General features: G+C 62.0%; 13 protein-coding genes. 6 read left to right on the top strand and 7 right to left on the bottom strand.

The window, feature by feature from the left end; genetic code table 11:
• The first annotated feature begins 291 nt into the window (after positions 1-291).
• Positions 292-3,024, top strand: coding sequence for an Ig-like domain-containing protein (locus tag METLI_RS11370; protein ID WP_048103848.1), 2,733 nt, complete (start codon positions 292-294; stop codon positions 3,022-3,024).
• A gap of 642 nt (positions 3,025-3,666) precedes the next feature.
• On the opposite strand, the gene METLI_RS11365 is transcribed toward METLI_RS11370, so the two are convergent.
• Complete coding sequence (locus tag METLI_RS11365; RefSeq protein WP_004040570.1) at positions 3,667-4,356, bottom strand: metal-dependent hydrolase; 690 nt, start codon at positions 4,354-4,356, stop codon at positions 3,667-3,669.
• Between the two features lie 138 nt (positions 4,357-4,494).
• Between METLI_RS11365 and METLI_RS11360 the strand changes: the two genes are divergently transcribed.
• Positions 4,495-5,169, top strand: a complete 675-nt coding sequence (locus tag METLI_RS11360) for an ABC transporter ATP-binding protein (RefSeq protein ID WP_004040567.1) — start codon at positions 4,495-4,497, stop codon at positions 5,167-5,169.
• The gene (locus METLI_RS11355; RefSeq protein ID WP_004040566.1) at positions 5,166-6,323 is read left to right on the top strand and encodes an ABC transporter permease; all 1,158 of its coding nucleotides are present in this window, start codon (positions 5,166-5,168) and stop codon (positions 6,321-6,323) included. Before METLI_RS11360 ends, METLI_RS11355 begins: the two co-directional genes overlap by 4 nt.
• Before the next feature lie 22 nt (positions 6,324-6,345).
• On the opposite strand, the gene METLI_RS11350 is transcribed toward METLI_RS11355, so the two are convergent.
• Positions 6,346-6,828, bottom strand: coding sequence for a HEAT repeat domain-containing protein (locus tag METLI_RS11350; protein ID WP_004040563.1), 483 nt, complete (start codon positions 6,826-6,828; stop codon positions 6,346-6,348).
• 214 nt (positions 6,829-7,042) lie between these two features.
• On the opposite strand from METLI_RS11350, the gene METLI_RS11345 reads away from it, so the two are divergent.
• Positions 7,043-7,462, top strand: coding sequence for a hypothetical protein (locus METLI_RS11345; RefSeq protein WP_048103847.1), 420 nt, complete (start codon positions 7,043-7,045; stop codon positions 7,460-7,462).
• Between the two features lie 41 nt (positions 7,463-7,503).
• Here METLI_RS11345 and METLI_RS11340 read toward each other — a convergent pair whose 3' ends face one another.
• The 5 genes from METLI_RS11340 to METLI_RS11320 form a co-directional block, all read right to left on the bottom strand.
• Positions 7,504-8,733, bottom strand: a complete 1,230-nt coding sequence (locus tag METLI_RS11340) for a DNA methyltransferase (RefSeq protein WP_004040559.1) — start codon at positions 8,731-8,733, stop codon at positions 7,504-7,506.
• Positions 8,734-8,785: 52 nt separating this feature from the next.
• Complete coding sequence (locus METLI_RS11335; RefSeq protein WP_004040557.1) at positions 8,786-9,901, bottom strand: TIGR04084 family radical SAM/SPASM domain-containing protein; 1,116 nt, start codon at positions 9,899-9,901, stop codon at positions 8,786-8,788.
• A 197-nt stretch (positions 9,902-10,098) separates the two neighbouring features.
• A complete protein-coding gene (locus METLI_RS11330) occupies positions 10,099-10,596 on the bottom strand; it encodes a hypothetical protein (protein ID WP_004040555.1) in 498 nt (165 codons plus the stop codon).
• Between the two features lies 1 nt (position 10,597).
• The gene (locus tag METLI_RS11325) at positions 10,598-11,707 is read right to left on the bottom strand and encodes a hypothetical protein (RefSeq protein WP_394295874.1); all 1,110 of its coding nucleotides are present in this window, start codon (positions 11,705-11,707) and stop codon (positions 10,598-10,600) included.
• Positions 11,708-11,750: 43 nt separating this feature from the next.
• Complete coding sequence (locus METLI_RS11320; RefSeq protein ID WP_048103842.1) at positions 11,751-11,939, bottom strand: hypothetical protein; 189 nt, start codon at positions 11,937-11,939, stop codon at positions 11,751-11,753.
• Between the two features lie 94 nt (positions 11,940-12,033).
• On the opposite strand from METLI_RS11320, the gene kamA reads away from it, so the two are divergent.
• On the top strand, positions 12,034-13,347 hold the full coding sequence (gene kamA / locus METLI_RS11315) for a lysine 2,3-aminomutase (protein ID WP_004040553.1): 1,314 nt from the start codon (positions 12,034-12,036) through the stop codon (positions 13,345-13,347).
• Positions 13,340-14,179 (top strand): putative beta-lysine N-acetyltransferase, encoded by an 840-nt coding sequence (ablB, locus tag METLI_RS11310; protein ID WP_004040543.1) that lies wholly within the window; start codon positions 13,340-13,342, stop codon positions 14,177-14,179. The genes kamA and ablB overlap by 8 nt, the downstream gene beginning before the upstream one ends.
• The last annotated feature ends 4 nt before the right edge of the window (positions 14,180-14,183 follow it).

Genomic DNA, 14,183 nt, shown 5'->3' with positions numbered 1-14,183 from the left:
AGTGCATCGGACATTGCACAGGGAACATCGCACAACGTCAGCATATATGTGGCAAATGATTACAACCCGAAACTTGGGAACTATCAGTTCTATCTGTATTTTGATCCAACAGTTGTCTCCGTCACCGCTAGTGATGTGTACATGGATCAAATGTCGGTTGCGAATGTCAATCCGACCTATATCGACATGGGTGGATTCAATTTTGCCGGTGGATATGCCAATGGCGATCTTCACCTTGCTGACATCTCATTTACGGCATTGAAAAATGATGGTAGTGTTTCGGAACTCGGAATGGTGAGTCTGGGTTTCAATGACAACCTGGGCGATCCGGTAGTGGGACCGACCATAGTCAACGGCACCTTCTCCACCCTAGACGAGGTCGCCCCGGCCATCGCCATCACCACATCTGCCACCGTCTCCCAGACCTTCGCCGTCACCGGCACGGTCACTGACGTCGGCGGCATGGGTACGGGTACGCCATCGGCAACGCTCACCGGCCTCATCTCAGGCGCCACCCAGACGGTCAACCTTCCGTTGACGCAGACTTCTCCCAGCACCTGGACGTTCTCGACCAGCGTGACCTGGACGACCTATGAAGCGGTGCGCATCGACGTCACGGCGACCGACGCCGCCGGCAACACCGGTTCGAACAGCGCGTTCGTCACCGTCTCGCAGGTCGGGTTCTCGTACCCCGAGCCCACCGGATTCATCAACGCGCAGCCCACCGTGATCAAGGTCTTCACCCAGCAGATCGACCCGGCCACGGTCACGATGACCCTCTCGGGCCCGGCAATGATCCCGCTCGGCGTGACCTTCGACGGCGCCTACGCACAGAACGCCACCGTCCCGGCACTCGTTGACGGCACCTGGACCGTGAATGCCACCGGCACCGACACCGTCGGCGGCGAATCCCGCTCACTTGAGTGGACCTTCACCCTCGACCGTGTCCCGCCGGTGATCACCTCGTTCACCATCACCGACACCGACGGTGACGGTTACATTGAGGCCGGCGAACAGTTGAACTTCAACTGGAACGTCGCCGGCGCTGACCGTGTCGAGATCAAGGACAACACCACGCAGACGGTCTTCTTCACCTCGACTGCCGCCGCCGGTTCGGACAGTGTTACCGTCCCGGTCGGCAACCGCGCGATGGTCTTCGCCGCATTCGATAATGCCGGCAACGTCGCCTATGTGCCTTTCCACCTCTACTACAACTACATGGCCTGGGTGAACTCCACTCGCACGGGCACGGTCTCGGGCATCGACATGAACCTCACGGCGATGCGCCAGATCGACCTCGCAGCCCAGGGCTCGGTCACCTTCTACAACGCCCGTGAGGCCCCGCTCCCGCCCTTCGGCACGATCGTCCGCTCCGTGACCCACGTTGGTCAGGTGACGGCCGACACCTTTGTGGCAGTGGACAACACCGCAAACCGGACCTACACCGGCGCTCAGACCTACAACAAACTCTGGACCTACAACCCGTCCAGTGTTCTTGACTTCCAGGTGCAGGCGCCCAACATCAACGGCGCAAACCTCCTGATCCTCGAGGCGAACGAGTCCTACCTCGCCAGGATGCTCGATGAGGGCAGGGCGGCCAGCAACATTAACTACAACGACCTCTTCAAGAAGAGCGCCTGGTTCTTCATCAACGGCGGCTACACGAAGATCGAGGTCAACCCTGACGGTACCTTCTCCCAGCCTGTCTCCGTGGGCGCCCCGCTGGCCGTCGCGGCCTCAGGCAAGATCACGGACACCCTGGCCCTGACCAACAACCAGGCCGACCTGAACGCCGGCTACCGGCTCAGCACGCAGGCGCTTCCTGCCCTTACCTTCCCGGCCGGTGACTACGTCCTCGCTGCCATCAGCGTGGATAACGACCGCATCGGCATCATCGAAGTGCTGCCCTTCACGGTCATGAACATGAACGAGGTCGGCACCGTCCCGGCATCCGTGACCCTCGGGACCTCGTTCGACGTCTCCTTTACCACCCCTGCCCGCCGTGTGGCGGCAGTCATGGTCAGGCACGACACCTGGGACGCCCAGGCTGGCATTGACGCCAGCACCATCGGCCCCAATATGATCAGTGCGAACCTGACCTACGGCGGCATCCCGGCGACACAGAAGCTCGCCGGCAACATCTACACGAGCCCGAACTCGGCTAAGTACGCCGCGGCTCAGAACACCACCACCGTCACCGTCGGGACCAGCGGCCTGCTCGCCGGTACCTACGACGTCCACCTGCTCGCCGAGCATGTGAACGGCACGGTCCAGGCCTACGGCTACCACCAGATCGTTGTGGCCCCGACCCCGACGCCAACCCCGACCCCGCGGCCCTCTGGCGGTGGCGGTGGCGGCAGCTCGGTCTCGACGACCACCTCGACCGGTTCGGCAGACCTCCTGACCTCTTCATGGGGCGGCGTGCTCAAGCCCTACCAGATCAACTCTGACGAAGGCACGGCAAACCTCTTCCTCGCCACCGGCGTGACCGCCCTTCTCGGAGACGGCAAGCCTGTCAGCGAGATCACCATCGCCGACCTGGAGAGCGACGAGGTCCCGGCCGCTCCGACCGGTGCGGTCTTCTCCTTCCTGGGCTATGCGGTCGAGTGCTCGCCTGCAGGCGCCACCTTCTCGCCGGCGATCGACCTGACCTTCACCCTGACTGCTGAGGAATGGGCTGAAGTGATGGAGAAGGTCGGCGGCAAGGCCGAGAACCTGGTCGTGAAGTGGTACAACCCGTCGACTGGCGAATGGGAGAGCGTCCCGACGACCGTCGACACCGTGCACCACACCGTGACCGCCTCGATCACGCACTTCAGCACCTACGGGCTCTTCTCCGACTCGACGATCGTGACCCCGGTCACGACAGAGCCCACGACCCCGACAACGACCGCTCCGGCCACGACGACCACGACCCCGGCCACCCCCTCTGATGAGGGCGGCTTCCCGTGGCTCTGGGTCATCGTGATCATCGTGATCATCGCTGTCGCTGCCGGTGCATACATCTACATGCAGCGGCAGTAACCCCAAAAATTTCTTTTTTTCTTCTGCACGCTTCTTAAAACATGATATCCAGGAACACTCCCTGCGTCCTCGCTCCTGGAGCATGTGGGCCGACCGTTCTCAGGAAAAACCGGACGGGCCTATTCCCGTCCCCTGCGTGCCGACCGACCCGCGCGATCGGCCGAGAACACACGAAAAAACCCGAGTAGAAAGAGCGCCTACCGTCCCCGTCACCGGCACACCGCCAACTCACGCGAAGACGCGATCGGCCGCGAAGAAATAAAGCGCCGTTCTCCTCCCCGGATCTGTGCGTCTTTTCACGCCTAGAGCGTGAGACTCTCCTGGATAATCCCGGAATAAAATCCTGCCATCTCCCCCTATCGCACTTCGGTGGGGTGGCAGGCCCCGTGCGCAACCGGTTTTTCGAGACGGAAAAGAGGACCCAGTACTTCGCTCATTTTGACATCCGACATCGAGCGATGCGGTCTCGCGCGACGACTCAAAACGGATTTAGCAGCACACGGACTTCGCGGCTTCGCGTGAGGCTCTATCACACCCAGTGCTGAAAACTCACGCTATAGTCCGCGAAGATACGCGAAGGGACGTTGATGGTTTGATCTTCTGATGGCTGTCTCAAACATTTTAGCGAAGTAATGGGACCCGTTACTGTGGTTTCCTGCAGGAGAGCGCCGCAATGCCGGCGAGCATGATCACAAAGCCACAGATGAGATGATCCTCAGGACTCCGCAGCCCGGTGAGGGGGCAGGAAAGATTCAGGAAGGCGCACCCGGCGACCCAGAGCCCCGCGGCCAGCAGAAGGATCCCCAGGACGAGCAGGGCTTTCTCCAGCAGGGGGGCAAACCGCGCCCTGACCGTCTCGTGCCTCTCCTGGTACAGCAACGCCAGGCCGAGGAGGAGGACGGCGGCGAAGAGGATCCATTCGGTGGGCTCGGCCAGCTCAGACATGACGAGGTCGAAAAAGGACCGGCCCCCGCTCCCCCTGGTGAACGGGCCGAACATGGGATAGAGCCAGTTCACAGGCTCCCGCCACATCGCGTCCAGGACCTGGTGGGAGGCGATTCCGGCCGCCGCCGCGAGCGCGAGGATGCTGCGGTAGCGCCAGAAGATCACGATCCCGATCAGGGTGGCAATGGTGAGGAAGAGAAGCGTGTGCGAGTAGATCCTCCCGTAACCCAGGGAACTGGCGAGAAAGATATGGCCCAGGGGCTTGTCGATGATGTCGGGGAGGAGGGCCCCGAAGGCAGCGGCCGGGATCGCCCGGCGGTCGTGGAAGGCCCGCGCGAGGATGATCCCGACGATGATGCCGGCGACCAGGTGGGAGAGGATAAACATCGATCAGATCACTCTTCCGCCGGGCATATCTATCTATCCTGAGGGTCCGAACGTCAGGTATATTGGCGCCGGGGTAAAGAACTGTTAGGCATAATCTTCGTGCAGCGTGCCGGGTATGTTGGGAGATAACAGAATCACATGGACGCACCGGTCATCAGACTCGAAGAGGTCAGGAAGGTCTATCCCCGCCCTGCAGGGGACGTGGTGGCGCTGAACGGCGTCACGCTCTCGATCGAGGAGGGCGAGTTCGTGGCGATCATGGGCGCCTCGGGCTCGGGCAAGTCCACCCTTCTCAACCAGCTCGGCTGCCTGGACGTCCCGACCTCGGGCCGCCTCCTCATCGACGGCACCGACGTTCGGGATCTCAGCGACATCGAGCTCACCAACCTCAGGCGGGACGCGATCGGGTTCATCTTCCAGAAGTTCAACCTCATCCCCCTGCTCACCGCCTACGAGAACGTCGAACTCCCCCTGATCATGAAGCACCGGCGCCGCGATGTCTCGGGCCGCCCGGCCGAGCTCCTGCGGAAGGTGGGGCTCGAGGGGGAGATGATCACCCACACGCCCCCCGAACTCTCTGGCGGGCAGCAGCAGCGGGTGGCGATCGCGCGGGCGCTTGCAAACAATCCACGGATCCTGCTCGCCGACGAACCCACCGGGAACCTGGACTCAAAGACCGGGACGCAGATCATGGACCTGCTGGCCGATCTCCACCAGGAGGGGCGGACGATCGTGATGGTCACCCATGACGCCAGAACGGCCGCATATGCCGACCGGGTCGTCACCATCTCTGACGGGAGGATCGCCCGATGATCTTCTCCAGGATCCTCTTCGACCTTGCGACGCGGAACGTCAGGCTCCACTTTCTCCGCTCTCTCCTGGCGGCCGTCGGGATCGTCATCGGCGTGCTGGCGATCACGGCGATGGGGATGATGGGCTCGACCCTCCAGCTCTCTGTCTCGTCCCAGCTCTCGGAGGGCGCGAACACCCTTGTCGTCTACCCGTATATGACCACGGGGAGCGACGAGGGGATCACCGAGCGGCAGCTCCGGGACATCAAACTCTCGGCCGGGACAAACCCGGTGATCCCGATCATGTCGGGCTCCGACCGGATCGCCGTCGGCTCGGAGGACGGGTATGCAAGCGTATACGGCCTCGACCCCGGCGACATCGGGGAGATCGCCGAGGTCGATCGGGGGGTGTCTGTCCGCGGCGGCGAAGGCGCTCTCGTCGGCCCGGCCCTGGCGAGGGAGTACGACATGCGCGTCGGGAGCCGGATCGTTCTTGGTTCTGAGGGCGGACGGAGTCTGCGGGTCGTCGGCATCCTGAAAGAGTCCGGGTTTTCCGGGGCGATGATGACCGACAACGCCATCGTCGTGGCGGAAAACACCTTCACCTCGATCTACGGGGACAAAGGCTACAGCATGGTCCAGATCGTCGTCAAGGACCTCTCGGCAATCGACCGGGTGAAGGAGAGCATCGAGTCCAAGATGAACCGGCGCGAGGATACGGTGACGGTCTGGGACTCCCGCGCCTTCCTGGACATGGTCAACCAGGCCCTCGGGAGCATCTCCCTCTTCGTGATGGCGATCGGCGGGATCTCCCTCATCGTGGCGGCGGTGAGCATCTTCAACGTGATGCTGATGTCGGTCTCCGAGCGGATCAAGGAGATCGGGATCCTGCGGAGCATCGGGGTGCAGAAGCACGAGATCAGTCTGATATTCCTGTACGAGGCGGTGATCCTGGGAGTTGCGGGCTCGTTCGTCGGTGCCCTGGTGAGCCTGCTCGGCGGATACCTGCTGATCTCCTTCATGTTCGGGGACACGACCTTCTTCTTCGCCCCGCAGACACTGGTGTACATCCCGGTCGGCATGGGGATCGGGATCGGTGTCTGCCTGCTCTCTGGGGTGTACCCGGCGCTGCGGGCGGCACGCCTCAACCCGATCGAGGCGCTCGGGGCGGAATAAAAAACAGGTGCGGGGCGGCCCCTCAGGACCCCTCCGCGAGCAGGCCGATATACCCCCTGCCCTCCTCGCTCTCTTTTCCAAGGGCATCCTCAAGCGCCTTGAGCCCTTCTTCGTCGGCGAACCTGATCAGGCAGGCCGCCGCCATCCAGCGGCACGAATCCTCCGAATCTTCGAGCGCCTTGATCAGCGGTTTTACGGCCTTTCGGTCCCCAATCTCCTGCAGGGCCCAGGCCGCGGCGCTCCTTGTCTCGGGGCGTTCGCTGGCGAGGGCGCCGATCAGGGGATCGACCGCCTTCTCGCCGGCCCTGGTCAGCCCCATGGCCGCCCGCCACCGCTCCTCGAGGCTTCCATCGAGGAGGAGCGGCATCAGGCGCCTGACGCCTTCGTCGCCGTGGGCCCCCAGTTTCCATGCGGCGGCGACCCGCTCGCTCGTCGCCCCGCTTCGCACTTTATCGGCGATCCCGTCGAGATCGCCTGCGGACTCCATCTCTTCGATCTTTCCCATTTGTCCCCCCTCCGCCGCACCCGTGCGGCATCCCTCCCTTATCCTGAGAAAATATTATGATTTGCGAGGAGATGTTGGAATGCATATCTGCCATGCACCAGAGCATGGCATCATTTCGAAGAGTATATATTGGCTCTGGATTCATTGTGAATGGGGAACTCGAGAGATCCCCGCCCCCACGCTGCCGGGAAGAGATCCCCGGGGTGAGCATGCCATGAGCGACATTACCATTCGTATTCCGTTTCCTTTTGATGACGACGGGTTTATTGCCAGGACCTGCCCGTCCTGTGCACGGACCTTCAAGATGCAGCTGAACGAACAGGAGGTTGAGCGCATCTCAAAGGCCCGCCTGAACTCGTTCAACGTACTGAACTCGAACCGCCTCTATGCCTTTGAGGAGGACTCGGGCGCCGACTACTCCTGCCCGTACTGCGGGTTCACCGCCCCGGTGCACCGGTGGTGGACGCACGACCAGCGCAGCTATATCCAGGTGCATGCGAGCATGGTGATCAGGGACATCCTCCTGCGCGACCTCGCGCACGGCGACGTATCTGGTGCCGGTCATTCGGCCGGGACCTACTCGACCAGGCTCAATATCCAGGCAAAACGCGAGATGTCCCTCTCCTTCCCCTGAGGGGAGGGTCCGGATCCATTTTTTTCCTGACCCCGCCGGGGTCACGCCGCCTTTCTGAACAGGACGATCCTGTTCGTGTTCGTCCCGGCGTTGTTGTTGTTCACGCCCCAGATATTGGAGGTCTTCGTGAACTCCTGGACGTTGGCCAGGACGCCCGGGCACTCGAAGCCTGCACCGAGGCCGAGCGGGATCACGTGCTCGTCCAGGCAGACCCGCCCCCGGTCTACCTCGCCGACCTCGAAGGCGACATACCCGCCGCCGGTCGTGATCCTGTAGAGTTCCCTGAAGACGTCGCTCATGACAGCGGACCACGCCTCGACGGTCCTCGCCATCGTGATCTGTCCTGCGATCCGCTCCGTGTCCAGGGCGTTGAACCAGCACCGCAGCCAGTTGTCCTTTGAATACTGGACGATGTTCAAGAACGGGGGCGAGGTGACCGTCACCCTGACCGAACCGGCCCTGATCTCCCGGGTCGATCTCGCGTCCCCATGCAAGAACCGGGCCGTTCTCCCTGCGGCGTTCAGGGCGTCGATCTGCTCGGGGGTGAGGTTTCGCACCAGGCTCCTGGACTTTTTCAGGATGAGCTCTTTCGTATTCCTGTACTCGGGCGCCTGGGTCCGCTTCTCGTTGATCTTTCTCTGGCTCTCCTGCGATACCGCCTGGTTCGGGGGCAGCGTATATACCGAGAAAAAACCCCTGGAGTGTCCGGTCAGCCGGTTTGTGGCGACCATCCTGATCCACCGGTCGACGGCGTCCTCGGTGCCGTCGAGACGCCGGTCGGCGAGGTAGTCTCTCAGGGAGACGATCTCCGCCTCGGTCTTCGGGTGGTAGAACATCGAGAGGTCGATATCGGCGCACTCATCCCCGCCGGTCTCGATCTCCTCCAGCCTCCGGGCGATCTCGTCCATTGCCGGGATATGCAGCCGCGGTTCGGTGAGGATCCTGCTCAGGGGGTTGGCGTCGTTTGAGATGACCCGCCGCTTCAGCAGCGCCGCCTCGATCGCCGTCGTCCCCCGGCCGCCGAAGGGGTCGTAGACGGTGTCCCCCTCGCCCGAGAGCCATTTTATAAAAAAGGCCGGGAGCTGGGGTTTGAAGCAGGCGCGGTACGATATCTCGTGGATCGATGAGGTCTGTCGCTGTGCGGCCGTCCAGTACTCGTTGACGTAGCGGGGATAGCGCCCTTCGCCGATGGCGATCTCCTCGACCTGCGTCGCCTGCGAGGCTGAGAGGGTGTAGTCTATCAGGTACCGGCGAATCTCATCGTTGTCCATGCGTTCTCTCTCTCTATCTTTCGGCCGGGCCGTTATGATGGTATTGCCCGGTTCACGGGATGATCTCGCAGCCGTTGTAGCGCTCGAAGGCGAAGTCCTCGGTCGAGATGACGCCATCGTCGATGAGGCGGCGCACGGCAGGGACTGCCCCGACAAGGGCGTCGCGGAGGTTCCTGACCGTCCCGCAGACGACGCTTCGCCCTTCGGCAGGCCAGGGGCGCAGGATGTTGGAGTACAGGCACCGCCCCCCGCAGAACCCGGCGATATCGCAGGTGGTGCAGGGCTCTCCCACCGGGGCGACCGGGAGATCGGCCGGGACGGTCGTCGAGACATGCCCGAGGTACCACTCCTTCATCCCGGCCATGCACGGGCAGGGGACGATCGTGCCGTCGGTCATCACCGTGTAGTTCATATAGCCGCAGCCGCAGCGCAGGCGGCTCTCCTGCCCTGAAAGGAGGTCGGCCATGCACCCGAGGAAGGGGTACCACCGCGGCACCCTCCCCCCCTCCATCTCGCCGACCCAGCGCCTGACCAGGCGGCTGATGCCGGGGTTGTACGCCTCCTCCGCCCACCGGGCGAAGTCCCGGCGCCGCCAGTCGCCCCAGAAGTTGGCGTCGATCTGCCAGTGGATCGCCGAGAAGGGGTTCTCCTCGATCCCATCGAGGTGGAGGACCGCCGCCTCGATATCGGTCTCCTCGTCGGCGGTCATCCGGGCGATGAGTTCGCCGGCATAGCCGCCGGCACGGAGCGCCCGGACGTTCTTCATCACCGCCGCATAGACACCGGCGCCGCGGTGGGCGTCGGTGAGAGCCGCGGGTCCGTCGATCGAGACGAGCACCGTCGAGAAACGGTTGACGATTTCGCGCTCAAGCCTGTGGAGGAGGAGGCCGTTGGTCTGGATCATGAACCGGCAGGGCGGGGCGTGCTCCATGATCTCCTCGATCAGGTCGGATCTCAGCAGGGGCTCGCCGCCGTAGAAGGTGAGGACCGGGGTGGGATCCTCTCCCAGGAAACGGTAGAGGCCGGCGAGGTCGAAGGCGAGATCCGACGGGATATTCTCGTCCACCTCTGCCTCCCGCTCCGGGGGATCGCTCTCCTCGAAGTCCTTTGCCCGGCAGTACGAGCAGCAGAGGTTGCAGGCGTCGGTGAGGATGAGGTGGTAGTACATCCTCCTACAGGTTTGGACGGGCGGCCGATAAATCCTCGCGGGAGATTGGGTGAGAGGGTCTCCTCTCTGCGGCCTGTGCGATGCATTGCCGGCGATCCCCACGGAATAGGGGTTTTTAGCGATCAGGTGTTTCATCGGGGCGCGACGATCTTCGTTACGCGATGGGGTCGGGATATTCCACGTAGTCGAAATAATATTTATTCAATACCCCGCAGATCGACACGACCGATAATGTGAATGTAATCCCCCTCTTTTAACTGGAGATGGAAGTACTTTTTGTCGATCTCAATCAGTATCTTCCCGACCCCGAAATCGACGATGGCATCCTGCCACCTTTTGGCATTTTTGGGATCATCCTGGATGATGATCTCCTCTATACATCCATTAACACTCAAGATCGGCCCGAAGTAATTGTCTCCATGTTTTGATGAAGGGACTATGCTCTTACCCTCGCTTGCAACCCTTTCAAGAGACAATACTAACATCACCAGCACAATTTCTTTGGTTTTTCCGATCATATCTGCGGTGCAAAGCATATGGCCTTCAAAGGCACCATCGAATACGTACGTCTTTTGTCCATTTTTGAATTCGATGAGAGTAAACTGCGTATAAACTCTGTTCATATATTCTGTGTCAGGTTCTGTACCCAGGATTCGGGTAAAAAATTTGATTTTTTCTTTCAAACTATTCTTCATATCATTTCACCCTAAAGGGATATGCAGTTACAATATAGCCGTTATTCCCGATAACCAGCAACAATATTTCTCCGGTATTTGGTTCTACGTAATGATAAACTCCATTGTCGTTAATTTTTTGACTTTCCTTAGCCCCTTCCATGATGAGGTCTTTTATTTTACTTTCATCTCGATAGACCTCACCAAAAACATTAGCAAACTGATTTCCTTCCGGATCAAGGATATGCTTCTCTTCAATGTGCTTCCAACCAGTTGTCGCTCTGTTTAGGGCCTTCGCTTCAGCTTTCGTCAATCCTTCCTCCATCCAGACGGCCTTTCCATCGCTCCGCTTGACAACCGCCAGCGTCTTCAGCAGGTTTCCGTTGCTGTTTGATATTAATCTCAGATCCTCTGCGGTGATACCGTTTTTCAGGAACTTATCAAGCGCCTCATCGCCGTGTATCTTTCGGAAATTGTTTGCCCACTCAGCGGCTTCATCCACATACGGCGTGATCCCCACCAGCAGCACCATTGCTGGCTTCAACAACTCCGGGTGCTTCACCACGAATTTCCCGACGACGACCGCGACCTTCGCCCCGTCGCCGTAACCGGGGATCAGCGCGGCGATGTTCAAGCCCGTGCCGACGAGGTCGCCCCGCGAGATCGTCGTTGCGATGTCCCGCACGTCGCCGATCGCAATGATGCCACTTGCGACCCAGCCGCCCAGGTAGTAGATGTTGTCGTGGTCGTCGGCGCCCCACTCCCCGAGGACAGCGCCGAGGAGGAACTCGCGGCCCATCTCCATGGGGCCGTAGCGCTCCTCGTAGACGAGGGGGTCGTAGTCGGGATCGTTGTACTCTTCGTAATCGGAATGGCCGTCGTCGTCCGTGTCGGCCGACCAGAGGTCGGTGCCGACGGTGTTCCACTCCAATGAATCGGAGAGGCCGTCGCCGTCCGTGTCCGCGCAGAACGGATCGCTCTCGATCGCATCCTCCAGGTAGTCGTCCAGCCCGTCGCCGTCGGTGTCCGCCTTCGTCGGATCGCTCCGCTGTTTGCGGAAGGTTTTGCCGTTCTCAGTGACCGTCTCGCCGGCCTCGTAGCCGTCGGAGAGGCCGTCGTCGTCCGTGTCGATGAGGTCCGGTTCGGTGGTGTGCCGTCTGCCGAAGCCGTCGCGCTTAGCCGTGCTCCTCGTCGTCGTCGTTCAGGGTTGCGAAGAGGGTGGTCGTCTGGCCGCTGGAGACCTGCACCGTCGGGAAAACAGGACGGCCCCCCCCCTTCACGGCCCCGATGGCGTGGCTGCCATCCAGGGTGCCGGTGACCGGGATCCACGCCGCTCCCCGAACGCCCCCGGAGGCAGATCTCAAATAATCGGTTCCGGTTTTCCAAAATTCATCTTATAAAAAAATATCGGGTTCGATATATCACAGGTCGGAAATAGAGATCTTTAGGAGATTTTTTATGCTGACCGACACGACGACCGAGCAGAAGATCGCGGAGCGCATCGACGCCGACACCGCCGTGGCACGGTGGAACGACTGGCAGTGGCAGGTTGCCCACGCCGTCCGCGATATCGCGACCTTTGAACAGGCCCTCGGGATCGCCCTCCCGCCTGAAGAGCGGGACGCCCTCGAAGAGACGGTGGCAACGTTCCCGCTCTGCGTGACCCCGTACTACCTCTCCCTCATCGACCGGGAGGACTACACGAACGACCCCGTCTTCATGCAGTGCTTCCCCTCGACACAGGAACTCGAGATCGGGGCGTGCGACCTCGCCGACCCGCTGGCCGAGGACGCCGACCACCCGGCGCCCTGCATCACCCACCGCTACCCCGACCGGGTGCTCTTCCTGGTCTCCAACCTCTGCGCCATGTACTGCCGGCACTGCACCAGAAAACGCCGGGTGGGGGACGTAGACTCCATCCCCTCGCACGAAGAGATCGACGCCGGTCTCGCCTACATCAGGTCGCACCCCGAGATCAGGGACGTCCTCCTCTCAGGCGGCGATCCCCTCATGCTCCCCGACGCCCTCCTCGACCGGATCCTCACCGAACTCGACGCCATCGAGCACGTCGAGGTGGTGCGGATCGGCACCCGCATCCCGGTCGTCCTCCCGCAGCGGGTCACCGACGACCTCGTCGAAATGCTCGCCCGCCATCACCCGCTCTGGATCAACACCCATTTCAACCACCCCAAAGAGATCACCGCCACCGCCGAACAGGCGCTCGCGAAACTCGCCGATGCCGGCATCCCGCTCGGCAACCAGACCGTCCTCCTGGCAAACGTCAACGACTGCCCGCGGCTCCAGCGGACCCTTGTGCAGAAACTCGTCAAAAACCGCGTCCGCCCGTACTACCTCTACCAGTGCGACCTCAGCGAGGGCCTCTCCCACTTCAGGACCTCGGTCGCAAAGGGCATCGAGATCATCGAGAACCTCGTCGGCCACACCAGCGGGTTCGCCGTCCCGACCTATGTCATCGACGCACCCGGCGGCGGCGGCAAGATCCCGGTGATGCCCACCTACCTGATCTCGTGGTCGGACTCGCGGGTGGTGCTCAGGAACTACGAGGGCGTCATCACCTCCTATCCAGAACCGGCAGACTACCGCCCGGCGTACTGCGACGGCAGGTGCGCCGAGTGCAGTCTCAAACTGATGGAAGAGGGCGCAGAGGAGCAGGGCACCACCGGGATCGCAAGCCTCCTCTCAGACCTCGACCCGACCACCACCCTGGTCCCTGAGAACACCGACAGGATGGAGCGGCGGGGCGATGCCTGATCAGGTCACGGTCATCGGGAGTTCGACGGTCCAGCACGGCCCGGAGAACGATCGCGTCTACCTGATGCACCTCGCCGGGACCGACATGCCGGAGATGCCCGACCGCCTGGCGGCGCTGGCAGAGGAGCAGGGTTATACGAAGGTGATCGCCCGCGTCCCGGCGCCGGCGCTCGACGGCTTTTTCCGGGCAGGCTACCATGTCGAGGCGGCGGTGCCCGGGCTGTACAGCGGACGGGAGGACGGTTACTTCGTCGCCCGGTTCCTCGATGCGGGGCGTTCCGTCGATCCCGCCGCCGTCCTCGACCGCCGATTGCTCCTGGACGGACCGTCAGACCGGCGCACCGGTCCCCCGGCGGGTTTCTCGATCGAAGAGGCCGGACCCGAGGACGCCCCCGGGATCGCGGACCTGTACGCCGAAACCTTCGCCACCTACCCCTTCCCGATCGACGACCCCGACCACATCGAAGGTTCGATGGCCGCGGACGTCCGGTTCTTCGTCGTCAGGCAGGGAGAAACGATCGCGGCGGCCTCTTCCGCCGAGATGGACCCGGACGGCGAGAACGTCGAGATGACCGATCTCGCCGTCAGGCCGGAGTTCCGGGGTCGCGGCCTCTCGGCGGCTCTGCTTTTGGCGATGGAGGAGAGGATGGCCGAACAGGGGATGCAGACCGCCTATACGATCTGCCGGGCCGGGTGGTACCCGGTCAACCGCCTCTTCGCCGGGGCGGGCTACCGCTACGGCGGCACCCTGATCAACAACACCCAGATCTGCGGGGCGTGCGAAAGCATGCACGTCTGGCACCGGTCTCTGCGCGGATTTCAAAACCCATAAATAC

Source organism: Methanofollis liminatans DSM 4140, assembly GCF_000275865.1.
GTDB lineage: Archaea > Halobacteriota > Methanomicrobia > Methanomicrobiales > Methanofollaceae > Methanofollis > Methanofollis liminatans.
Note: the sequence above shows the minus strand (reverse complement) of the source record. Positions and strands in the feature narration are given on the sequence as shown.